Here is a 23,411-nt window from a genome sequence, read left to right as displayed (position 1 = left end):
AATTCTATCAGAAGGAGTATTCTTATTGTACTATATTGGAAATTATTCTCCGTTTTTGTTTGCCAAAATCTCTCCATTTTATTTTACCATTTACACGTATGCCTTAGTAGGGCACGTGCGGTTTGATAAGGGGGTAGCTATGAAAATAGTTACCCTACTTTATTATAAACACTATAAACTCAGAAGTGCCACCATTTATAAGCTGGGGCATGGAACTACAATCACGGATACAATTTTTGATATTGTAATGAAGTAATGATTCAAAACGAAGAGTCAGTTAGACAAATTGCCCACAATGCAGGATTAGAAGGATCTGTAATCGTAGAAAAGGTAATAGGTTCTGAAGTTGGAGTAGGATTCGATGCCTTAATCAAAAAATATGGGAAAAATTTCAGGAAAATAAAGGGATTATAGTTGATAGTGTCGAAATATTAGAAATAATTACCATATTCCCTCAATGAGTTGCAATGCTACCTATTAGTAGGTGAGTTTTGTGTAGAAGAGTATTAGTATTATGACTACCACTATGTAAGGAGGAAATCAGTTGAGAAAAGTATTATCAATATTATTAGCCATATCAATGGTGTTTAATGGGTTTGCATTTGTATTTGCAAACGAGGTACCCGATGATCTAAAAAGAGTAGTTAATAAGGGGTATTTCGGGCAAGGGGGCTTAAGACTTGAGGATTTGGCTACAAGGGGGGAGTTTGCTGTAATTGCCCTGAGATTACAGGGATTCTCTGACGAAGAAGTGAAAGAGGCTAACATAGTAGCAGATTTTGTAGATGTTGATGAAACAGCTTGGTATGCACCTTTCATAGGTTATGCTGTACAGGAGGGACTGTTTGAAGGTGACTCAAATGCAAAGACCTTTAGACCAAAAAATACCATAACCTATACTGAAATGTTGGTGGTTCTTATGAGGGCATTAGGGTATAGTGATGACCTAAAAGACCCAAGTTTGCAATGGCCGACCGATCATTTAAAAATGGCGTCAGAAGTGGGCTTAAAAGTAGATTCAAATATAAGTCCTTTTGATCATGTTACAAGAGGCATGGTGGCCTATGGGATGGAAAATGCCTTAGATATATCAGTAAAGGATTCAGAAATGCTGTTGTTGGAGGTTTTAGAAGAAAAGGCAAAAGATTTACATATTATAAAAGCAGGTCATTACATAGGTGAAGAAGGTAGAGAATTAGATGGGAATGTCTACATAAAATCTGGAGATGTGACCTTAGAAAACTATACTATCAATGGTGATTTAATCATTACAGAAGTTGTTGGAGAAGGAGAAGTATATCTTAAAAACATAACTGTTATGGGGGATACCCATATAAATGGTGGTGGAGAAAACAGTATCTATATGTATAATGCGATTTTACGAAAAGTTACCATTAAAAAGCTAGCTAGTCCAGTGAGGTTGGTTACTAGTGATGGTACAAAGATCCAAGATATTATTGTTGAAACCGCAGCTAAACTAGAAAATGCAAGTGAAGACAGTGAGATTGAAACAGTGATTATTGCTGAAAACCTAACAAAAGATACAATAGTTGAGGTGAAGGGTTCTTTTAAAGCAGTAGATGTCAAAGCATCCGATATAGATGTCAATCTTACACAGGCGATCGTAGAGGCAATGAAGGTACATGAAAGTGCAAAAGGCTCAAGGGTGAATATTAGTGAAGACTCAACAGTAGCCAGTGCAGTGGTAGACGTTGAAATCAAATTTACAGGACAAGGGACTTTGGAAAAAGTAAAGGTTAATGTGGTTGGGGTAACTTTTGAAAAGAGTCCTGTAAAGAAAGAATCAACAGTGCAACCAGAAGTTATTTATTATCCACCTGCTACTGGAGGTTCTGGAAACGGTACACCAGTGGATCACGGGACACCAAACGACGGTACAGTTGACAATGGTACAGTAATAGATACTGGGTTAGATGAACAGGGAAGACCGATTTTAAAGGAAATCAACTTAATTTTCTCTCCAGCAATACTTGTAAGATTTGAGGAGGCACCAGCAACTCTACCAACAGCAGCTGATTTTATTGTTACCAGAAGCCAAAATGGCATTAAAGATGAAAGTTTTGATGGAGTTAAAGTATTTTCAAAACATAATTGGATTAGTCATACAAATACATTGCAAATAACCCGTACAATAGAGGGAATCCTTCCTATTACAGAACACTATGAGTATCATGTAGAAGTACTAAATAACAATTTTGAACATTTAATAAAGGAAGTGACTTATAATAGCAATGTTTCCATATATGCTTCTTATGTAAAAGCTATTGATACTATTCAGTTATCACCTGATTTAGATCTATATAGAACAATAAATGGCGTGGTGGATACTAAGTTTAATGAACCAACCCTATATACAGGACTACCTAGTTGGAGGGATTATAGTGATATTTTTGGTGGAAAACTAAATATCTCTTTCCTATCAGAGATTAGACCGCTAGCCTTTGACCAAGAAGTAATCTATTATTTAGGTTACAAGGGACAAACTAATGAGGAATACCTTACTACGATGCCTTTTACAGTACATAAAATCCAAAACTTGCTACTAGATGTTAAGGATGAAACAATTGTAGTAGGAGCTGAGGTAGATAACTTAGTTAAGGTGAATATAGCTGATGCACAGGTAACATTAGTGACACAAACCCCAGATATAGTCAGTATCGATGAAACTACAAGAAAAATTTCAGGATTAAAAAGTGGGGTAGTGGAAATTGTGGCTACAGCATCTAGAGAAGGTTATCAAGATGTGGTGAAATCTTTTTTCGTTACAGTTATCAATGAAGGTGAAGTAGAGATTATAGAGGAAAGGGAAACCTTAAGTACTAAATTACAGTTTGTACATCAACAGGTAGGTTACTCACGCTTAAGTCCTTCAGACATTGATGTAACCCGCACAATCAATGGGGTACTGGATGATTCTTTCCAATGGGATAATAGGAGTATTACATTATGGAGTTACTCAATGAATGGTGAGACGGTCACTCTAGATGTAAACATACCTTATGTGGAAGGTGCTCAATACACTGCTAATCTAAAACCTCAAGCACTGGAGATGGGTTTTGTATTGTCCGAATTCAAGGTGTTAAATGAAGATAAACTTGAGGTATATTTGTCTGCTGTACCAGCTTCTTCTACAATAATGAATTTTACTCCTATAAGATATGTTAATGGTGTACAGGATAATTATTTTGCTTTAATCTCTGCTCAGGCTTCCTTTACAAGTAATACGAAAAAAATTACTTTTTGGAATTTACCCTATGAAAGTGGTGTCTCTTACAAATCTCATCTAAAGAGCTTTATGATAGACCGCTTTGAACTGGAAGCAACAATAACGAGTACAACAGGTTCGTCGATTACGGTTCCGACGAATCAAGGTATTAATGTTAAAGTAGGCGATAAACTCGCTATTAACCCAAAAGTATATAATAGTGAAAACGCTATTATGGAAAATGCTGTATTTGGAATTGATGTATTTGGAGAAGGTAAGGAAGCTGTTATCAATCATCATAATGGAACCTTTACATTTATTGGAGCAGCAGATGTAGATATTAGTATTAGATTAATGAATGGTAAGACAAATGGTATGATTAAATTGGATGTAACTGTAGAACCATAATCATAACAAAGACTATTTAAAATGAAGTTACTAAAAAACCGAGTCAAATAGAATCCTATTGACTCGGCTTTCTTGTGTTAACTATTGAGACTATTGAAGTTGATTCGCTTCTTGATTGTATTTAGTTTTAGCGCTCTGAACATCTTGAGGTTGAGCCTTCTTGATTTGGTACCATCCTCTTTGCTTCATGGCTTCGAAAATTTGATATTGAGTATTTTGAGTATCATTCAGACAATTGGTCAAATGTTGTCTTAAATTTTGACAAGAGGCTTCAGTGATACCAACGTTATAGGCTGATGTTACTTGCTTACAAGATGTTAATAGGTCATTCATTAGTTCCTTTTCAGATAAATTAGGATGATTATTCATCATATTTATATAGACCTCCTTTTAATTTGCAGTTGTATTTTATCTTTGTTTAATCTGTAAGAATGAATCTAACTAATTATATTATTGATGAGAGTTTAAATAATTTAATAATTCGTTATAATGAGCCTTGTGTTTTTGTGCTGCCTGCTGACAAAGGTTCTTTAATTGAGTATCAGTACAATATTGGGCATAAACTGAAAACTTTTTATTCATTAAAGACTCGTGGGAAAGCTGGTCTTCTAATATTTTAAGATTATTGGCATCAAGCTGCATATTACTTTGTTGTGTCCCCTGCTGCATGGTTCCCTGCATCATTCCCTGCCCTTGTTGTTGATTCCCATTATTCATCATATTTGGCATATTGACCCTCCTTAGATTTCATTTATTTGTGTTACCAACAGTATTATTTGAGGTAAAGATCAATCATATAGCTGTAAATAAAAGGGAGTTATGACTAGTTTCTATGACTTGTCATATTCTCCTCCATTTCAATCGTTGGATTCACCACCAATTGAGATGTGGATACTAATGGTGACTGATCTTCAGCTTCAAGCTCATCAACAACTTCACCATAGCCACTTCCATACTCATGTTTCATTGCGGCATTATCTGCACTATTTCGGAACCAATGGGCTGTTAGCTTTTCCCAAAAACTAGCCATAGTAAAACCTCCTTTGGTTTTAATCTTCTATATTAGCTTATCTCATTGTAAGACAATTAACCCTACTAATAGATTCCAATGATGGTAATAATTTTATTAAAAAATAATTTCGCAACTCTATATAAATTGGAAAAATTCTAATAATAGGATATAATAGAAATGGGAAACATTAGATAAGGAGGGTGACTGGGATGGAATACAGAGATTATGGAAAAACAGGTAAAAAAGTATCGGTAATCGGTTTTGGCGGAATGCGGTTTGGAGAAGATGAAGACTACGGTGCAGAGGTAGTTCGTAGAGCTAATGCCCTAGGTATAAATTATTTTGACACAGCTCCTTTTTATTGTAAGGATAGAAGTGAATACATATTTGGAAAAGCATTTAAAAATATGCCTGGAGAGTTTTATGTTTCAACAAAAAGTAGCGTAAATAAAGAAGCTACAGCTGATCAGGTTAGATGGAGAATTGAAAACTCTATGGAGCGAATGGGAGTTGAAAAAATTAATTTCTTTCATATGTGGTGTGTGATGGACCTTGACCAATATAAACGTGTAATGGCTCCCGGTGGACCCTATGAAGGTGCTATGAAGGCTAAAAAAGAAGGACTTATTGACCATCTAGTAATTTCAACCCATTGTAACGGTTCAGATATTAAAACTATCATTGAAGATGATGCCTACGAAGGGGTTCTTTTAGGTTATAACGCCATTAACCATCCTTATAGACAAGAGGGGGTTGATGCGGCCATCCAGCATAATATTGGGGTGGTTACCATGAATCCTTTAGGTGGTGGCTTGATCCCACAGCATCAACAGTACTTTGATTTTTTAAGAAGCTATGAGGATGAAACAGTACCTCAAGCAGCCCTGAGATTTAATGCCGCTCAAAAAGGAATCACAGTAGTATTAGCAGGTATGGGAACTATTGAAGAGGTGGAGGAGAATGTCCAAACTATTGAAAGACCGTTGATGATCTCTCCACAAAAAGAGAAAGAAATCCAAGAAAAGATTGGCACAGGAATCAATACCCTATGTACTACCTGTGGCTATTGCATGAAGTGTCCTAAGAAAATCAAGATTCCAAACTACTTAGAAGCCTACAATCTATCTATACTAGATGGGCCTGAAAGAATGATGGAGCATCTTCATTGGTTAAAGGAAAGAGGAAGCTTGAAGCCAGAGGATATATTACCAGAAGAATGTATTGCCTGTGGAGTCTGTGAAAATTTATGTACTCAAAAACTTCCTATCATTGAACGATTGAAGGAAATGGCTGAGTTTGTAAAATAGGAGGTGCTAAAATGACACAGGAAGCATCTAAACATGAGATAATGGGTAAGTCTTTAGTTTGTCCAGTATGTGACCACGATGAATTTTGGACTAGAGAGACTTTAATGAATACTGCTGGGGCATCATTTTTAGGCTTTGATTGGGCTAATAAAGCTGCAAAAAACTATGTATGTAATCAATGTGGATATGTATTTTGGTTTTTAAAGAAATAGTGTAAAATAATATTGTAATATATCATTTAATAACTAAAGAGGTGAACTTAATGGAATTTAACCTTAAAGTTGGTATGGAAGGAAAATTAGAAATTACAGTAACAGATAAAGATACGGCTGAAGCTTTTGGTAGTGGTGGTGTAAAGGTCTACGCAACACCCCTCATGATTGGTCTAATGGAGGGGGCAGCCCTAAAGGCAGTTGATCCCCATTTACCAGAGGGATTTGCCAGTGTAGGGACTCATTTAGATGTAAAACATCTAGCAGCAACACCAGTAGGGATGAAGGTCTATGCAGTGGCGGAGTTAGTTAAAATTGAAGGAAAAAAATTGAGTTTTAAAGTAGAAGCCTTTGATGAACAGGAAAAAATCGGAGAAGGAACCCATGAGAGATATATTATCCAAATGGATAAGTTTTTGGATCGGGTGAATCAAAAAGGAAAATAAGTTATACAGAAGTTGTTTGAAAAAAAGCAATGCTAAACACTAAAATGTTATACTCCCCTTGAAGTAGACCGTTTAAAATAATGGCTACTTCAAGGAGGCGCTTTTTTATGTCTCACAGTTGGAAAATCTCATAATTAGAAAGAATTAAAGATTACATGAATGACAGGGTTCCTATTATTCAAATGATGATTATATCAAATTCAATAAGATTTTTATTATTGTTGATAAACATTCCATGAGCTGCAGTGAAATATTAGCACTATCATTAAGGGAAAATCTGTCAAATGCATATTTGATTGGAGAAAAAACGTATAAAAAGAATATAGGTCAAACACAGTATTATAATGATAAATATAACTTCATCATGAGTATTGTAACTTTTAAATGGGACATAAATGGAGATGACGTTAATGAGATTGATAAATATATTTATGAAGATAATCATAAGTATAACAGTATTGAAAATTATTTAGACAGAATCTTCTACCTAAATGAATTTGATAATAATTCATAAAGTTTAAAGTAGAATAGAACCAAGACCTATCACTTATCTTGCAGTCTAATGTCAAGAAAGGGGGAGATTATATGAATATGAAAGAGAAAGAAAAAATTAATTTCATTACTCTGGGTATATGCTTAGGAACAAGTTTTGGAGTTGTGTTTAATAATATCCCTATTGGAATTGTTATAGGGATATTAGGTGGATTTGTTCTAAATAATTTGAAAAAATAACATATTATTAATAATGTTTATTGAAACACAAATATTCCTTTATTAGATTTATTGGATTGTCAACACTAAATCAGACAGTTTCTTATGGTTATAATGGTGTTATTTGCTAAAACCCTCCTGAAAACGATATCATTCCGCACCAAATATAAAAAAATCGAAACATGTTGAAAATCTTTGTTTTTATTCTTGACATACACCTAGCCATCTGATAACTTAGTTATAACAATTTAATCGAAGCACTCATATAAGGCCGAAAATATGGTTCGGCAGTTTCTACCAAATGACCGTAAAACATTTGACTATGGGTGGAGTTATTATATTAAGTGATGGTTGGTATTTATAAAAGGATACCAAGGACTTAAAGTTTTTTTAAGACCTGTATAATAATTTCACTCTAAAAGAGGGAAATTATTATGCAGGTCTTTTTTCTTTATAACGAATAAGAGAGTTCTACATTAAATTAATATAAAAGAGAACTTTGGATATAATGATAAATTTAAAATAGAGGAGGAGCAACAATGATGGAGGGAAAATTAGTAAAAGAAGGTTTAACGTTTGATGATGTCTTATTAATTCCTGCAAAATCAGAAATTCTACCAAATCAAGTTGATATCTCGGCAAACTTAACGAAGAAGATTAAACTTAATATTCCTATGATGAGTTCAGGTATGGATACAGTAACAGAAGGTAAAATGGCTATTTCAATGGCCCGTGAAGGTGGTATTGGAATCATCCATAAAAACATGACCGTCGAAGAACAAGCGCTAGAGGTAGATAAAGTAAAAAGAAGCGAGCATGGTGTCATTGTTGATCCCTTCTTCCTATCACCAGAACATGCTGTAGAAGATGCAGAAGAATTAATGGCTAGATACCATATCTCAGGAGTACCGATTACTGTTAATGGAAAATTAGTAGGTATCATTACCAATAGAGATATGCGTTTCTTGAAGGATCATAAAAGAAAAATCGGAGAAGTAATGACTAAGGAAAATCTAGTAACAGCCCTAGAGGGAATTACAATGCAGGAAGCTCAAGAGATATTAATGAGTCATAAAATTGAAAAACTTCCTATACTAGACGAAGACGGAATGTTAAAGGGTCTGATTACAATCAAAGATATTGAAAAGGCCATTAAGTATCCAAACTCAGCTAAGGACCAACAGGGAAGATTATTGGTAGGTGCTGCTGTTGGGGTTACTGCCGATATGATGGATCGTGTAAATGCCCTATATCATGCAAAGGTTGACGTAGTTGTAATTGATACAGCCCATGGACACTCTAAGGGAGTTATTGAGGCAGTTAAGAAAATTAAAGATAAATATCCTGATTTACAGTTGATTGCTGGTAATGTTGCTACAGCGGGGGCAACAGTAGAGTTAATTGAAGCTGGAGCAGATGCAGTAAAGGTTGGAATTGGACCAGGGTCCATCTGTACAACTAGAGTAGTGGCAGGGATTGGAGTTCCACAAATCACCGCTATCTATGACTGTGCTCAGGCAGCAAAGCCCTATGGTGTACCGATTATTGCTGATGGAGGAATTAAATATTCAGGAGACATTCCAAAGGCAATTGCAGCAGGTGCAGGAATTGTAATGATCGGTTCCTTATTTGCTGGTACTGAGGAAAGCCCAGGAGAAACAATTATTTTTAAAGGAAGAAGCTTCAAATCCTATAGGGGAATGGGTTCGATTGCAGCCATGAAAAAAGGAAGTAAGGATAGATATTTCCAAGTGGAAAATCAAAAACTAGTACCAGAAGGTGTAGAAGGAAAAGTGCCTTACAAAGGACCTCTAAAGGATACGGTATATCAATTAATCGGTGGATTAAGGGCAGGTATGGGATACTGTGGAACTGCTACAATAGCAGAATTGCAAGAAAAGGGTCAATTCATTAGAATCACAGGAGCAGGTCTAAAGGAAAGTCATCCCCATGACATTACCATTACTAAAGAAGCTCCAAACTATAGCATAAGCGAATAAGAACCTAGTACCCACTGGAAAGGATGGATAAAAATGAATAACGAGTTAATCTTAGTTCTAGATTTTGGCGGACAATATAATCAATTAATTGCAAGAAGAGTAAGGGAATTTAATGTTTTCTGTGAGGTAGTATCCTACAAGATTTCTGTAGATGAAATAAAACAAAAGAACCCACAAGGAATTATCTTTACCGGTGGGCCCTCCAGTGTATACGGAGAAAAGGCACCAAAATGTGATGAGGAAATATTTAAGATGGGTATTCCAATCCTTGGAATCTGCTACGGTGGACAATTAATGGCAGAGTCATTAGGCGGAAAAGTAAATAGAGCAAAAAATAGAGAGTATGGAAAGACTGCTTTAAACATAAATGAAGATTCCTTATTATTTAAGGACATTCCACAGGACTCAATTTGTTGGATGAGTCATACGGATTTCATTGAAAAAGCTCCAGAAGGCTTTGTCATCACAGCTTCTACAGAGGACTGTCCAGTTGCGGCAATGGAAAATGTAGCAGACAAACACTATGCAGTACAATTCCACCCAGAGGTAGAGCATACTGAGAATGGTAAGGCGATGCTTAAGAACTTCCTATATGAAGTATGTGGCTGTGAAGGTACTTGGACAATGAAAAACTATATCGAAGAAGAAGTTGAAGCCATTAGACAACAGGTGGGAGATAAGAAGGTTCTATGTGCCCTATCTGGGGGAGTAGACTCTTCTGTAGCAGCGGTACTAGTGCATCAAGCTGTTGGAGAAAACTTAACCTGTATTTTCGTAGACCATGGTCTTTTAAGAAAAGACGAAGGGGATTGGGTTGAAGAAATCTTTAAAAATAAATTTAAGATGAATTTCATTAGAGTGAATGCAAAAGATCGTTTCTTAGGAAAGTTAACAGGGATAGATGATCCTGAGAAGAAGAGAAAGATTATAGGTGAAGAATTCATTCGTCTTTTTGAAGAAGAAGCCAATAAATTAGGGGAAATAGACTATTTAGTACAGGGGACCCTATACCCAGATATCATTGAAAGTGGCACTGATACAGCAGCGGTAATCAAGAGTCATCACAATGTAGGTGGACTTCCAGAAGATATGAAATTTGAGTTAATCGAACCATTTAAGTATCTTTTCAAGGATGAAGTTAGAGAAGTAGGAACAGAACTGGGATTACCAGAGGAGATTGTTTGGAGACAACCTTTCCCGGGGCCAGGTCTAGCAGTGAGGGTATTAGGGGAAATTACAGAAGAAAAGCTGCACATTGTTCGTGAAGCTGATGCGATTGTTCGTGAAGAAATTAAAAAGGCAAACCTTGATCGAGAAATCTGGCAGTACTTTGCTGTTCTTCCTAACATCAAGAGTGTTGGTGTCATGGGGGACGAAAGAACCTATGCCCACACGATTGGTATCCGTGCCATCACCAGCTCCGATGCCATGACAGCCGATTGGGCCCGTATTCCCTTTGAAGTATTGGAAAGAATGTCTAGAAGAATCGTCAATGAAGTAGATAACGTTAATAGAATTGTGTATGACATTACAAGTAAGCCACCATCAACAGTAGAGTGGGAGTAAAAACACGAACATTATAGCTTCTTAAACTTTAATATGTTCGCAATAACACAAATTAATACCAATAAATTTGATAAAAATATTCGAAAAACATATTGACCTAGCCCCTTTGATTTGTTAAAATAAACTTAGGTTAAAGAATTAATCAAAAACGAATATTTGGCTCGTATAATGTCGATAATAAGGTTCGACAGTTTCTACAGGATGACCGTAAATCATTCTACTATGGGTGAAAGTGTACCTAGGGTTCCTTTCTTTAAAAAGGAAGGTCCGAGCGGTACAGGCATTTAGAAAAATGCTACACCGAGGGGATAAAAGCCCGGACGGATAGGTTTCACTTCATCTATGATGCCTATCCTTCCGGGTTTTATATTTTTATAAAAAAAGAAAAATTAAGGAGGAATCCAAAGTGGCTCAAAACACTATGGCAAACACAAGCTTTTTAGAAAAACAGTTTCAACTAAAGCAAAACAAAACCGACGTAAAAACAGAAATTATAGCAGGTATTACTACTTTTATCACCATGGCTTATATTTTATTCGTAAACCCAGATATTTTATCTCAAGCAGGTATGAGCTTTAATGCAGTATTCATGGCAACAGCTTTATCAGCAGCAATTGGTACATTAATCATGGGATTCTATGCGAACCTACCTTTTGCCCAGGCACCGGGAATGGGATTAAATGCATTCTTTACCTACGGCGTTGTTTTAGGAATGGGATATACATGGCAACAGGCTCTAGCGGCAATCTTTGTTTCAGGTATCGTATTTATTTTTCTTACAGTAACTGGCGTTAGAGAAATGATTGTTGAAGGTATTCCAAATTCTTTAAAACATGCCATCGGTGGTGGTATTGGTTTATTCATTGCTTTACTAGGATTTAAGAACTCAGGTATAGTAATTGGTAATCCAGTAACATTAGTAGCTTTAGCTAACTTTAAAGAACCTGCGGCAATCCTAGGGGTTATTGGAGTTGTCATCACAGCTATCTTAATGGTAAAACGTACTAAAGGTGCCTTATTAATCGGAATCGTTGCAACAACATTAATCGGGATCCCAATGGGAGTAACAAATACTCAATTGATGGATTTCTCTTTAGATATTACTCCAACATTTATGAAAATGGACTTTGCAGGATTATTAAATCTTGGTGAAGCAAGTGTTGTAGGAGCAATTATGAGTGTGATTACAGTAGTTATCTCCTTCAGCTTAGTCGATATGTTTGATACAATCGGGACTTTAATCGGAACTGGTGCAAAAGCAAAAATGTTGGATGAAAATGGTAAACTTCCAAATATGAACAAAGCTTTATTAGCCGATGCAGTGGCAACATCTGCTGGTGCTGTATTAGGGACATCTACAGTGACTACCTTTGTTGAGTCTGCTGCTGGAGTAGCAGAAGGTGGTAAAACAGGTTTAACAGCAGTAACAACAGGAGTATTATTCTTATTCTCTATCTTCCTAGCTCCATTTGCATTAATGGTACCAGGAGCAGCAACAGCACCTGCACTAATTATTGTTGGGGTATTAATGATGGGTTCTGTGAGAAATGTTAACTTTGATGATTTTTCAGAAGCATTACCAGCATTCTTTACGATTGCATTGATGCCATTCTCCTTCAGTATTGCAAATGGAATCGCTGGTGGTATTATCTTCTACTGTATTACAAAAGTAGCAGCAGGTAAATTTAAAGAAATCCATCCTACGATGATTGTTTTAGCAATCCTATTCGTACTAAGATTTACGATTTTACCCCACTAATTGAGGGTTATAAATTAATATTAGCAGCTAAGATTTCCTTAGCTGCTTTTAATTACCCAATATGTAACTTAAATAGCTTAATTATTAGGATTATATACGAAATATTAACAAACTCTAATATTTATAAATATATTTAATGAATGTAATTTATTATTCTAATTGAGGGAGGGAACAAAGAAATGAACCAAGATATTAGCCAAATAAAAGTTGGAATTGTTGGAGGAGGACAGTTAGGAAAAATGATGGTCCTAGAGGGAAAAAAAATGGGAATTTACTTCGTTGTCCTAGATCCAAACGCTGATTGTCCAGCGGCTTCAATAGTAGATGAGCTGATCGTAGGGGACTTCTATGACCCTCTTAAAATCAAAAAATTAGCTGAAAAATGTGATGTAATTACCTATGAATTTGAACATATTAATGCAGAAGTACTTATTGACCTACAAAAGTCAGGACATAAAATATATCCTTCACCCCATACCCTAATGAAAATCCAAGACAAAGCGTATCAAAAGCAATTTCTACAATCCAATGATATACCCGTAGCAAATTTTGAAGTTATAGACTCTCTTGATGATCTTAATAGGGCAGTGGAAACTTTTGGTGTTCCACTACTACTTAAGAGTTGTAGAGGTGGATATGATGGTAAGGGCAACTACTTAATCAAGAGCCACGATGAAATAGAAGAAGCCTATAAAGCCCTTGGAGAAGGGGTATGGAAGCTGATGGTGGAGGAATTTGTTCCCTTTACTAAAGAAATCTCTGTAGTGGTGGGGAGGGGTATTAGTGGAGATTTAGAAGTATTCCCCCTGTGTGAAAACCTACATGAAAATAATATATTGAAGATGACCATTTTCCCTGCAAGAGTTAATGACATAGTAGCAACAAAGGCAAAGGAACTGGCCTTTAAAACAATGGAAGTACTAGAAGGGGTAGGGGTCTTCTGTATAGAAATGTTTGTTACTGAGGAAGAGGATGTGCTGGTCAATGAAATTGCCCCAAGAACCCACAACTCAGGACATTACACCATAGAAGGTTGTAGCATATCGCAATTTGGTCAACACATAAGAAGTATTTTGGAACTCCCCCTTGGTAAAGTACAACTTAATCGTGCTGGTGTAATGATTAATATTCTTGGGGAAGCTAATTATAGGGGGAAGGCAAAGTTGGTGGGGGCTAAGGAAGCCTTGGCACTACCGCAGGTATTCCTACATTATTATGGAAAAATAACTACTTCACCCTACAGAAAGGTAGGGCACGTGACAATCTTAGGAGATACAATTGATGAAGCCTTTGAAAGGGCAGAAATTGTGAAGAATACGATAAAGGTTATTGGTGAGGAGGTAATTTAGATGGAGAACATTAGGGTAGGAATAATCATGGGAAGCGATTCGGATTTGCCAATTATGAAGGATGCTGCGGAAATGTTGGATTTATTTAATGTATCCTATGAATGCACCATCGTATCAGCTCATCGTACCCCAGAAAGAATGTTTGATTATGCTAAGGAAGCGGAAGAGAGGGGTATTAAGGTAATCATTGCTGGAGCAGGTGGGGCAGCCCATTTACCAGGGATGGTGGCATCCCTAACAAATCTTCCAGTAATCGGAGTACCAGTGAAAAGTAGAACATTAGACGGCTTAGATTCTTTGTACTCCATCGTTCAAATGCCTCCTGGGATTCCAGTGGCTACAGTAGCCATCAATGGCAGTAAGAATGCTGGGATATTGGCGGCGGAGATCATTGCCTTGATGGATGAGGAAGTAAAGGAAAAGTTAAGAGCCTATAAGAAGGGCTTGAAGGAAATGGTGGAGGAAAAGGCTGAGAGGCTTGAGGAAATTGGCTATGAGGAATACTTGAAATAAAGATAGTGAGGAGGAAGATAAAATGGAATTGACTAAATTAGAGATGCTTTATGAGGGTAAAGCAAAAAAAGTATATAAAACAGAGGTTCAAGATCAGTTAATCGTGACCTACAAGGATGATGCAACCGCCTTTAATGGAGAAAAGAAGGGGAGCATTGCTGAAAAAGGAGCAATTAACAATCAAATGTCGGCAATTCTGTTTCAGCTGCTGGAGGAAATGGGGGTTGAAAATCATTTTATCTCCTTAATTAATGAAAGGGAAATGGTGGTAAAGTCAGTTACCATTCTACCTTTAGAGGTGATTGTTAGAAATGTTACAGCAGGTTCAATGGCAAAGAGATTAGGACTTGAGGAAGGTAAAATTTTAAAATCTCCTGTTTTGGAATTCTGCTACAAAAATGACGAGTTGGGTGATCCGCTAATCAACGACGATCATGCCATTGCATTAGAACTAGCAACAAAGGAGCAAATCCAATACATTAAAGAACAAGCTCTAAAGGTTAATGAAATACTTCAAGAATTCTTCTTGACCAAGGGCTTAAAATTAGTTGATTTTAAACTGGAATTTGGGGTTTATGATGGTAAAGTTATTTTAGCTGACGAAATTTCTCCCGATACCTGTAGGTTATGGGATTCAAATACGAATGAAAAATTAGACAAGGATCGTTTTAGACGGGACTTAGGCAATGTAGAAGAGGCTTATCAAGAAGTCTTAAATAGATTGAAAAAATAAGAATATTACTTGGGTATTCAATGATTTGTGACAGAAGGGCTTTAAATTTAACCGGAGAATGGAGGGGCATGGAATGTTTGAAACTTTCAATTTCGATAAACTAAAGGAAGAATGTGGTGTTGTAGGGGTATATCGAAACAAAAACATAGAAGTTGCAAAGATGGTATATTATGGACTTCACAGTCTTCAACATAGGGGACAGGAGAGTGCTGGTATTGCCACCACTGATGGTCTTCACACTCATTTTCACAAGGATATGGGGTTAGTACAGGATATATTTAAGGATGGTATCTTTGAAGAAAAGCTGAAGGGTCATATCGGAATTGGTCACGTTAGATACTCCACCACTGGAGAAAGCTATGTGGCAAACGCCCAACCCCTTGTGGTCAAATATAGGAGGGGAAGCATTGGACTAGCCCACAATGGAAATCTAGTTAATGCCGCCCTATTAAGAGAAAGACTCGAAGATGATGGAATCGTATTTCAAACGACGATAGACAGTGAAGTGATCGTAAACTTAATTGCCCGCTTCAGTAATGAGGGAATGGTCTATGCTATTGAAAGAACGATGGAGTTGATTCGTGGAGCCTATGCGCTAGTGGTATTAACAGAAGATCAACTAATCGGAGTAAGGGACCCCCATGGGCTAAGACCTCTTTGCTTAGGCAAAATGGAGGATGGATATGTGTTAGCCTCTGAAAGCTGTGCTCTAGATGTATTGGGGGCAGAGTTTGTGAGGGACATTGAACCCGGTGAGATTGTCACCATCAATGAAGAGGGTTATCAAATCAAAAAAATTGAGAAACAAGTTAAAAAGGCCTCCTGTATCTTTGAATATATCTACTTTGCAAGACCCGATAGTATCATTGACGGAGTGGGAGTATATCAAGCCCGTATGAATGCCGGGAGGATATTGGCAAAGGAACATCCTGCCGATGTAGATATGGTAATCGCTGTACCAGATACTTCTATCCCCGCTGCCATTGGGTATGCAGAGGCATCTGGTATCCCCTTTGGAGAAGGCTTTATTAAAAACAGATATATTGGAAGAACCTTTATTCAACCAGACCAAAGCCTAAGGGAGGCAGCTGTAAGATTAAAGCTCAATCCTTTAAAGCAAAATATAGAGGGAAAGCGAATCGTAATGATCGATGATTCTATTGTAAGGGGAACAACAAGCAAGAAGATTGTAAACTCCTTAAAAAAGGCAGGAGCTAAAGAAGTCCATGTAAGAATCAGTTCTCCACCTGTTTCCCACAGTTGTTATTACGGGATAGATACTCCAGACCGGAACCAATTGATAGGAGCGGTTAAGACGGTGGAGCAGATAAGAAAGTTAATAGAAGCCGATAGCTTAGGATATATTAGTTTAGAGGGGCTGATTGCCTCTGTAGGATTAGATAATGATTCCTTCTGTCATGCCTGCTTTAGTGGAAGCTACCCAATTGATGTAAGCAGTATGCAGGGAAATGTAATTACAAGCTCTAAAGTATTTGAGAGACTTTAAGGGGGGTATAATATGGAAAATTTAACATACAGTGCTGCGGGTGTAAATACGGAAGAGGGACAAAGAGCAGTTAATTTAATGAAGGAACATGTTAGAGGAACCTTTTCTCCTCAAGTTTTAACAGACATTGGAGGGTTTGGTGGGCTATTCAAGCCAGACTTAACAGGAATGAAGGAGCCCATCCTTGTATCTGGTACCGATGGTGTAGGAACAAAGTTGAAAATTGCCTTTATGACGGATCGCCATGATACCATCGGGGAAGACTGTGTGGCAATGTGTGTAAATGACATTCTATGTCAAGGCGCCCAACCCCTATTCTTTTTAGACTATGTGGCTACTGGAAAGCTGAAGGCAGAGAGCATCACTGAAATCGTAAAGGGTGTTGCCAATGGTTGTAAAAAGGCTGGATGTGCTTTAATCGGTGGAGAAACAGCAGAAATGCCTGGTTTTTATGCCGACGGAGAATATGACGTGGCAGGCTTTGCAGTGGGAATCGTAGATCAATCTAAATTAATTACTGGAGCTAACATTGAAGCTGGAGACGTAATCATCGGATTACCCTCCAGTGGAATCCATAGCAATGGTTATTCCCTTGTAAGAAAGTTGTTCTTTGATGTAAAGAAATGTTCAGTAGATAATAAAATAGATGGCTTAGAAAAGACTTTAGGGGAAGAATTACTGACTCCAACGAAAATATATGTAAAGCCAGTGCTGGAATTATTAAAGCAAATAGAAGTTAAAGGACTTGTCCATATTACTGGTGGCGGTTTCTATGAAAATATCCCAAGGATATTACCAGAAGGGGTAGATGCCAGCATCCAACTGGGTAGCTGGGAAATCCCTGCAATCTTCTCTGTGATTCAAGAAATGGGCAATGTGGAGATGGATGAAATGTATAAAACCTTCAACATGGGGGTTGGTATGATGATGGTGGTAAAGAAAGCTGACACTGAAAGGGTATTGGAAATCATGAATAACCTTGGGGAAAAAGCCTATATCATTGGTGAAATAACTGAAGGACAAAGACAGGTGGTATTATGTCAAGGGTAAAGGTTGCTGTCCTCATCTCTGGAGGAGGAACAAACCTCCAATCCTTAATTGATTCTAGTGAAAAGGGGTATTTCTCCTCTGAAATAAAGCTGGTAATCTCCAATAGGCCCGATGCCTATGGATTAACCAGAGCTAAAAATCATCATATCAAGACTGCTGTATTAGATCGTGCTACCTATCCTGAGGGAAAAGATCGGGACTTAAAACTTTTGGAGATGCTACAGCAGGAGGAAATAGATTTGGTGGTATTGGCTGGGTACTTGGCCATCATCCCACAAAAAATCATAGAAAAATATCGAAATCGAATTATTAATATCCATCCTTCCTTGCTACCAAGCTTTGGTGGTAAGGGGTTTTATGGACGAAAGGTTCATGAAGAGGTTATTAAGCGAGGGGTTAAAATAACAGGGGCAACTGTTCACTTCGTCAATGAGGAAACAGATGGAGGGCCCATCATTTTTCAAGAAGCAGTGAAGGTTGACTTTGATGATACTGTTGATACGATTCAAGAAAAAGTATTAGCCATCGAGCACCAACTACTTCCAAGGGCGGTAAAACTCTATGAAGAGGGGCTATTGGTGGTAATTGATGATCGAGTAAAAATATAGAGTGGGGTGATGTCATGATTAAAAGAGCATTAATCAGTGTATCAGACAAGAGGGGAATTGTTGAATTTGCAACTAAGCTATCACAACTAGGTATAGAAATATTATCAACCGGCGGAACAGCAAAGCTATTAAGGGATTCTGGGCTTAATGCGATAGATGCTTCAGATGTAACTGGTTTCCCAGAGTGCTTAGATGGAAGGGTTAAGACTTTACATCCAGTAATCCACGGTGGAATTTTAGCCATGAGAAGCAATCCTCATCATATGGAGAAAATTGAGCAATTAGACATTAAACCGATTGATATGGTAATTATTAATCTTTATCCTTTTAAAGAAACAATTTCAAAGGAAGACGTAACTTTAGAGGATGCGGTGGAAAATATTGATATCGGCGGGCCTACTATGTTACGTTCTGCCGCTAAAAATTACCCAGATGTGACTGTCATCATTGACCCTAAGGACTATGACAAAGTGTTGGAGGAAATTGAAAATAGAGGAAATACTACTCTTGATACTAGATATAACCTAGCGTTAAAGGTGTTCCAACATACGAGTCATTATGATACTTTAATTGCAGGATACTTAGGAAGAGGGTTGAAGACCTTCCCTGAAACTTTGACCATGACCTATGAAAAGGTTCAGGATTTGAGGTATGGAGAGAATCCCCATCAAAAGGCAGCTTTTTATCGGGAGTTTGGTAGTCAGGCTGGCGCTTTAGGCGGTGGAGAACAATTACAGGGTAAAGCGCTTTCTTTTAATAATATTAACGATACAAATGGCGCATTGGAGCTATTAAAGGAATTTGACAAACCAACGATTGTGGCGGTAAAGCATACGAACCCTTGTGGTGTTGCTACTGCTGAAAATATATTCGAGGCATACAAAAAAGCCTATGAAGCTGACCCTCAATCAATCTTTGGTGGCATTGTGGCAGCCAACGATCAAATAGACGGACAAACTGCTGATATGATGAAGGATATATTCTTAGAGGTGGTGGTAGCGCCAGACTTTACTGCGGAAGCTCTAGAAATATTTAAAGCAAAGAAAAACGTTAGATTAATTAAACTTGAAGATATAAAGGCGAAAAAGCAGGGCTATGACATGAAAAAGGTGTTAGGGGGTATTCTAGTACAAGAGAAGGACGACGCCCTATTGGAGGAAATTAAAACAGTAACTGAAAAAGCACCGTCTGAGAAGGAAATGGAGGATCTATTATTTGCCTTTAAGGTAGTGAAGCACGTAAAGTCAAATGCCATTGTTCTAGTGAAGGATCAACAGACTGTAGCCATTGGACCAGGTCAAGTTTCGAGAATCTGGGCTTTGGATAATGCAGTGAAAAACGCTCATCTTGATCTAAAGGGTAGCGTGTTGGCTTCTGATGCCTTCTTCCCCTTCAGGGACTGTGTAGATGCAGCGTATAAGGCTGGGGTGACTGCCATTATTCAGCCAGGGGGCTCTATTAAGGATGAGGATTCTATCAAGGCTTGTAATGAGGTTGGTATTGGGATGGTGTTTACGGGGATGAGGCACTTTAAACACTAGAAATATTAATGCAACGTCATAAATCTCCTACATGAATAATTCCAACAACTCATTCGGAGGATAAATCCTAAAATTTGCAAACTCACTACGTTCAGACATGCAAATTTATAAACGGATTTACCACCTCCCATCGTTGGGAATTATGGACATGTAGTCAAAATTACTCCTTATGTACCCACGTTGATATGGTGGGAAATCTAAAATATGAAACCTCGTTCTTAACAAACAAATTTCAATTTCTTAACAGATTTTCCACCTTATTATAAAGTTTTATAGAGTAAAATCCGATGGAAAATCCAAAACTCAATGGGTTTTCCATCTGTCATATTTAAGATAGAATAAATAAAAGGAAATATAATAAAGGGTGGTGTAGCCATGAAGGTATTGGTAATCGGTGGTGGTGGTCGAGAACACGCCATTGTATGGAAGTTAAAGCAGAGTTCGTTGGTTTCTGATCTATATTGTGCACCCGGAAATCCTGGTATTGGTAAATTGGCGAAGTGTGTCAACATAAAGGCGGAGGATATTGCTGGTTTAGTCGAATTTTCCCGGGAAATGAAAATAGACATGACTATTGTCGGACCAGAGGTTCCTCTTGTGATGGGGATTGTTGATGAGTTTAATCAGGCTGGTCTAAAGATTATTGGGCCTTCTAGGAAGGCAGCTGAATTGGAGGGGAGCAAAGCATTTTCTAAGGAGTTTATGGAGAAGTATAATATTCCTACTGCCAAATTCCATAGGGTATATTCCTTTGAGGCGGGAGTGCAGGCTTTAGAGGACTATAGTTATCCCGTCGTTATTAAAGCGGATGGATTGGCGGCTGGAAAAGGAGTCTTAATTTGTAGTACTGCTGAAGAGGCTGAAAAGGGGCTTAGAGAAATTTTAGTGGAGCAAGTTTTTGGAGATGCGGGAAAGGAAGTTGTGATAGAGGAGTTTCTAGAGGGCATTGAAACCTCTGTATTATGTTTTGTAGACGGTAAAACAATCGTCCCTATGGTGGGAAGTCAAGATCACAAACGAGTTTATGATGGTGACAAAGGGCCTAATACGGGGGGGATGGGAACTTACTCTCCAAACTATGCCTACACCGATGTAATTGCCCAGCAGGTAATGGTACAGGTTTTAGAGCCTACCCTTAAGGGGATTCAAGGGGAAGAAATGGATTATCATGGTATTCTTTTTGTGGGATTGATGATTACTCAAGATGGGCCGAAGGTGTTAGAGTATAATGTTCGTTTTGGAGATCCTGAGACTCAGGTAGTATTAGCTCGCCTAGAATCGGATTTGGCAGAAATTTTCCAATATATTTTAAGGGAAGAACTTGACAAAATAGCTATTCAATGGAGTAGTAAGGCAGCTGTATGTGTTGTTTTAGCATCTGAGGGTTATCCGGACAAATATGAAAAGGGTAAAATTATAAAGGGATTAAAAAAGATTGAGACAGATATTGTTGTATTCCATGCAGGAACCATACTTCGAGAAGGAGAAATCGTTACTTCTGGAGGTAGAGTGTTGGGGGTTACAGCCATAGGAGATACGATAGAAGAGGCTAGAAGTAAGGCTTATGATAATATTAAAGAAATCCATTTTGATGGAATGATTTATCGAAGGGATATAGCAGTAAAGTAGGAACTTGTATTAACTTTTTATTTTGTATGCTAATACAAAGTGTTTTATGCCATTATTTTGGAAAAATATTAACACTAAAGCCCATAACTTCATAGTATGAATTAAGGCTAGCGAAATACTAGCCAAATAATATTTCAGAAAAGGAAGTGAGTTTATGGGTTTTGGTACAACTATCGGGGGTTTATTCGGAGGAGAAAGTAGCTTATTATTCTTCTTCTTATTGTTAGTAATCATATTCTTCAACTGTGGTTTATTTGTTGATTATGGTGATAGTTTATTGTTCTTCTTCTTGTTATTAGTTGTATTGTTCGGTGGATCAGGATTTTTTGGTGGATTCGGAGTTGTATAATATAACAAAAAAAATCCTAGGGGGTACTCCTAGGACTTTTTTTGTTATAAAAAATCTCAGTAAAGAGAGAAATTTAGCATATTATGGATTTATACCACTATATAGGAAGGATTATGGAATTTAACAGCGAATAGTAAAAAATAATTAATAAAAAGAGGTGGTATAATGAAAATAGCTATAATTGGAGGCGGAAACGGTGGAGCTTCCATTCTAAGAACATTAAATAAAATGAAAAATATTACTGTTGTGGGAATCGTTGATATAAACGAAGAAGCTCCTGGAATCAAATTAGCAAAGGAGTTAAATGTTTTTTTTACCAGTAGTATTCAAGAGCTGCTAGGAAACAAGGTTGATGTTATTATTGAAGCTACAGGAGTAAGACAGGTAAAGGATCAGATCAATAGGTATTCTGATGAAAACAGTACAATTATCTGCAGTATGGCAGCAAATTTAATGATGATGATAGTGGAGAATGAGGAAGAACTTTTAGAAAAAATTGAGAAACAGATAAATGAAGTGGAGGCCTTAAGTAATATTACTGTAGATAGTATTGAAAAGATGAATCAAACAATTAGCAATACTTCAGAACTTAGTGATAATTTTAATGGGTTTGCATCAAAAACGATGTATTTGGTAAAGGAAACTAATAAGATTATTCAAACAATGGATAAACTCACTCAGCAAACTCACATTCTAGGTTTAAATGCCTCTATTGAAGCAGCTAGGGCAGGAGAACAAGGAAGAGGCTTTGCAGTTGTGGCAAAGGAAGTTCAGAAGTTGGCTAACAATGCCACTGATTTCACTAAGCAAATTAGTAATATATTAGCAAGCATTAATCATGAGGTTGTGAGTGTATCTGATGAAATAAAAGAGCTCAATAAGTTAACGGATGAGCAAAAACAGCTAGGAAAGAATTTAGAATATGCTGTAGACAATCTAGTAACAAACATCCATAAAATATAAGATTATAATAAACAGACAGATTCAAAGAATCTGTCTATTCATTATAGATTAACTTAATGTATGCCGTTGATTGTTATGGGTTATTTTTTTGATCTCTTTCTGCCAAGACTCACCATAGAATTTCTCGGAAGCAAAGGCATCTACATCATTAACCATATCCAATGGCATTACATAGGAATTAATGGTTTTTTCAGGAATTTGAAAGTCCCTAGCATTGTAGGTGGAATCAATCATATCTTGAGGATTTCTGAAGCTTTCTCTAGATTTTATTTTCATCAATTATCAATCCTCCAATCCTTATTTATAAATATAGTATGTGGAGTTTAGAGGGATATAAAAGTAGAAAAATTTTCATTATAAATTTTCAATCAGAGAAAACCCTAGAAGCAATGGTATTTATATAGATAAAGACTAGTTTGTAAGCAGTTTTAGTTTAGTAAATTTTAGAATAATGGGACAAATAATAAAGGAAAGAGACGTAGTATGTAGAATACTATATAGTATTAAATAGATTTGAGGTGA

Annotated in this window: 25 protein-coding genes and 2 riboswitches; of the genes, 21 read left to right on the top strand and 4 right to left on the bottom strand. The window is 37.0% G+C overall.

Going from position 1 to position 23,411, the window contains the following annotated elements:
- The 3 genes from JOC73_RS12820 to JOC73_RS12810 form a co-directional block, all read left to right on the top strand.
- Positions 1–256, top strand: a 256-nt coding sequence (locus tag JOC73_RS12820; protein WP_204403864.1) for a hypothetical protein, incomplete at its 5' end; no start/stop codon positions are given.
- The gene (locus JOC73_RS12815; RefSeq protein ID WP_204403876.1) at positions 256–414 is read left to right on the top strand and encodes a hypothetical protein; all 159 of its coding nucleotides are present in this window, start codon (positions 256–258) and stop codon (positions 412–414) included. The genes JOC73_RS12820 and JOC73_RS12815, both read left to right, overlap by 1 nt.
- A 130-nt stretch (positions 415–544) precedes the next feature.
- A complete protein-coding gene (locus tag JOC73_RS12810) occupies positions 545–3,634 on the top strand; it encodes an S-layer homology domain-containing protein (RefSeq protein WP_204403862.1) in 3,090 nt (1,029 codons plus the stop codon).
- A 90-nt stretch (positions 3,635–3,724) separates the two neighbouring features.
- Here JOC73_RS12810 and JOC73_RS12805 read toward each other — a convergent pair whose 3' ends face one another.
- From JOC73_RS12805 to JOC73_RS12795, 3 genes are all read right to left on the bottom strand, one after another.
- Positions 3,725–4,006 (bottom strand): spore coat protein, encoded by a 282-nt coding sequence (locus tag JOC73_RS12805; RefSeq protein WP_243427971.1) that lies wholly within the window; start codon positions 4,004–4,006, stop codon positions 3,725–3,727.
- Between the two features lie 78 nt (positions 4,007–4,084).
- The gene (locus JOC73_RS12800) at positions 4,085–4,363 is read right to left on the bottom strand and encodes a hypothetical protein (protein WP_243427970.1); all 279 of its coding nucleotides are present in this window, start codon (positions 4,361–4,363) and stop codon (positions 4,085–4,087) included.
- A gap of 94 nt (positions 4,364–4,457) precedes the next feature.
- A complete protein-coding gene (locus tag JOC73_RS12795; protein WP_204403860.1) occupies positions 4,458–4,664 on the bottom strand; it encodes a hypothetical protein in 207 nt (68 codons plus the stop codon).
- 191 nt (positions 4,665–4,855) lie between these two features.
- Here JOC73_RS12795 and JOC73_RS12790 point away from each other — a divergent pair, with 191 nt between their 5' ends.
- The 18 genes from JOC73_RS12790 (at position 4,856) to JOC73_RS12705 (ending at position 22,889) form a co-directional block, all read left to right on the top strand.
- The gene (locus tag JOC73_RS12790; protein ID WP_204403858.1) at positions 4,856–5,953 is read left to right on the top strand and encodes an aldo/keto reductase; all 1,098 of its coding nucleotides are present in this window, start codon (positions 4,856–4,858) and stop codon (positions 5,951–5,953) included.
- An 11-nt stretch (positions 5,954–5,964) separates the two neighbouring features.
- Entirely contained in the window at positions 5,965–6,165 is a 201-nt protein-coding gene (locus JOC73_RS12785; RefSeq protein ID WP_204403856.1) for a hypothetical protein, read from the top strand.
- A 50-nt stretch (positions 6,166–6,215) separates the two neighbouring features.
- Complete coding sequence (locus JOC73_RS12780; RefSeq protein WP_204403854.1) at positions 6,216–6,611, top strand: thioesterase family protein; 396 nt, start codon at positions 6,216–6,218, stop codon at positions 6,609–6,611.
- A gap of 193 nt (positions 6,612–6,804) precedes the next feature.
- Positions 6,805–7,125, top strand: a complete 321-nt coding sequence (locus JOC73_RS12775; RefSeq protein WP_330613200.1) for a S41 family peptidase — start codon at positions 6,805–6,807, stop codon at positions 7,123–7,125.
- A 71-nt stretch (positions 7,126–7,196) separates the two neighbouring features.
- On the top strand, positions 7,197–7,343 hold the full coding sequence (locus JOC73_RS12770) for a hypothetical protein (RefSeq protein ID WP_204403850.1): 147 nt from the start codon (positions 7,197–7,199) through the stop codon (positions 7,341–7,343).
- Positions 7,344–7,563: 220 nt separating this feature from the next.
- Positions 7,564–7,665, top strand: a riboswitch (purine riboswitch).
- Between the two features lie 199 nt (positions 7,666–7,864).
- The gene (gene guaB / locus JOC73_RS12765) at positions 7,865–9,322 is read left to right on the top strand and encodes an IMP dehydrogenase (protein ID WP_204403870.1); all 1,458 of its coding nucleotides are present in this window, start codon (positions 7,865–7,867) and stop codon (positions 9,320–9,322) included.
- 33 nt (positions 9,323–9,355) lie between these two features.
- Positions 9,356–10,888 carry a glutamine-hydrolyzing GMP synthase gene (guaA, locus tag JOC73_RS12760; RefSeq protein ID WP_204403848.1) on the top strand — a complete coding sequence of 511 codons (1,533 nt, stop codon included), beginning with the start codon at positions 9,356–9,358 and terminating at the stop codon, positions 10,886–10,888.
- Between the two features lie 141 nt (positions 10,889–11,029).
- Positions 11,030–11,131, top strand: a riboswitch (purine riboswitch).
- Positions 11,132–11,294: 163 nt separating this feature from the next.
- The gene (locus JOC73_RS12755; protein WP_330613198.1) at positions 11,295–12,647 is read left to right on the top strand and encodes an NCS2 family permease; all 1,353 of its coding nucleotides are present in this window, start codon (positions 11,295–11,297) and stop codon (positions 12,645–12,647) included.
- Positions 12,648–12,826: 179 nt separating this feature from the next.
- A complete protein-coding gene (locus JOC73_RS12750; RefSeq protein ID WP_204403846.1) occupies positions 12,827–13,996 on the top strand; it encodes a 5-(carboxyamino)imidazole ribonucleotide synthase in 1,170 nt (389 codons plus the stop codon).
- Complete coding sequence (gene purE, locus JOC73_RS12745; RefSeq protein ID WP_204403844.1) at positions 13,997–14,509, top strand: 5-(carboxyamino)imidazole ribonucleotide mutase; 513 nt, start codon at positions 13,997–13,999, stop codon at positions 14,507–14,509. It begins immediately after the preceding gene.
- Between the two features lie 22 nt (positions 14,510–14,531).
- Complete coding sequence (purC, locus tag JOC73_RS12740) at positions 14,532–15,242, top strand: phosphoribosylaminoimidazolesuccinocarboxamide synthase (RefSeq protein ID WP_330613197.1); 711 nt, start codon at positions 14,532–14,534, stop codon at positions 15,240–15,242.
- A gap of 73 nt (positions 15,243–15,315) precedes the next feature.
- On the top strand, positions 15,316–16,749 hold the full coding sequence (purF, locus tag JOC73_RS12735) for an amidophosphoribosyltransferase (RefSeq protein WP_204403842.1): 1,434 nt from the start codon (positions 15,316–15,318) through the stop codon (positions 16,747–16,749).
- A gap of 12 nt (positions 16,750–16,761) precedes the next feature.
- Positions 16,762–17,799 carry a phosphoribosylformylglycinamidine cyclo-ligase gene (purM, locus tag JOC73_RS12730; protein WP_204403840.1) on the top strand — a complete coding sequence of 346 codons (1,038 nt, stop codon included), beginning with the start codon at positions 16,762–16,764 and terminating at the stop codon, positions 17,797–17,799.
- The gene (purN, locus tag JOC73_RS12725) at positions 17,787–18,407 is read left to right on the top strand and encodes a phosphoribosylglycinamide formyltransferase (protein WP_204403838.1); all 621 of its coding nucleotides are present in this window, start codon (positions 17,787–17,789) and stop codon (positions 18,405–18,407) included. The genes purM and purN overlap by 13 nt, the downstream gene beginning before the upstream one ends.
- 14 nt (positions 18,408–18,421) lie before the next feature.
- Positions 18,422–19,948, top strand: a complete 1,527-nt coding sequence (purH, locus tag JOC73_RS12720; protein WP_204403836.1) for a bifunctional phosphoribosylaminoimidazolecarboxamide formyltransferase/IMP cyclohydrolase — start codon at positions 18,422–18,424, stop codon at positions 19,946–19,948.
- Between the two features lie 375 nt (positions 19,949–20,323).
- Complete coding sequence (purD, locus tag JOC73_RS12715) at positions 20,324–21,577, top strand: phosphoribosylamine--glycine ligase (protein ID WP_204403834.1); 1,254 nt, start codon at positions 20,324–20,326, stop codon at positions 21,575–21,577.
- A gap of 154 nt (positions 21,578–21,731) precedes the next feature.
- On the top strand, positions 21,732–21,926 hold the full coding sequence (locus JOC73_RS12710; protein WP_204403832.1) for a hypothetical protein: 195 nt from the start codon (positions 21,732–21,734) through the stop codon (positions 21,924–21,926).
- Between the two features lie 165 nt (positions 21,927–22,091).
- Positions 22,092–22,889, top strand: a complete 798-nt coding sequence (locus JOC73_RS12705; RefSeq protein ID WP_204403830.1) for a methyl-accepting chemotaxis protein — start codon at positions 22,092–22,094, stop codon at positions 22,887–22,889.
- Positions 22,890–22,937: 48 nt separating this feature from the next.
- On the opposite strand, the gene JOC73_RS12700 is transcribed toward JOC73_RS12705, so the two are convergent.
- Positions 22,938–23,168 carry a hypothetical protein gene (locus JOC73_RS12700; protein ID WP_204403829.1) on the bottom strand — a complete coding sequence of 77 codons (231 nt, stop codon included), beginning with the start codon at positions 23,166–23,168 and terminating at the stop codon, positions 22,938–22,940.
- Positions 23,169–23,411 lie beyond the last annotated feature (243 nt).

The sequence above is a fragment of the Alkaliphilus hydrothermalis genome (assembly GCF_016908555.1).
GTDB lineage: Bacteria > Bacillota > Clostridia > Peptostreptococcales > Natronincolaceae > Alkaliphilus > Alkaliphilus hydrothermalis.
This window is presented reverse-complemented; position numbering and strand designations above follow the sequence as displayed.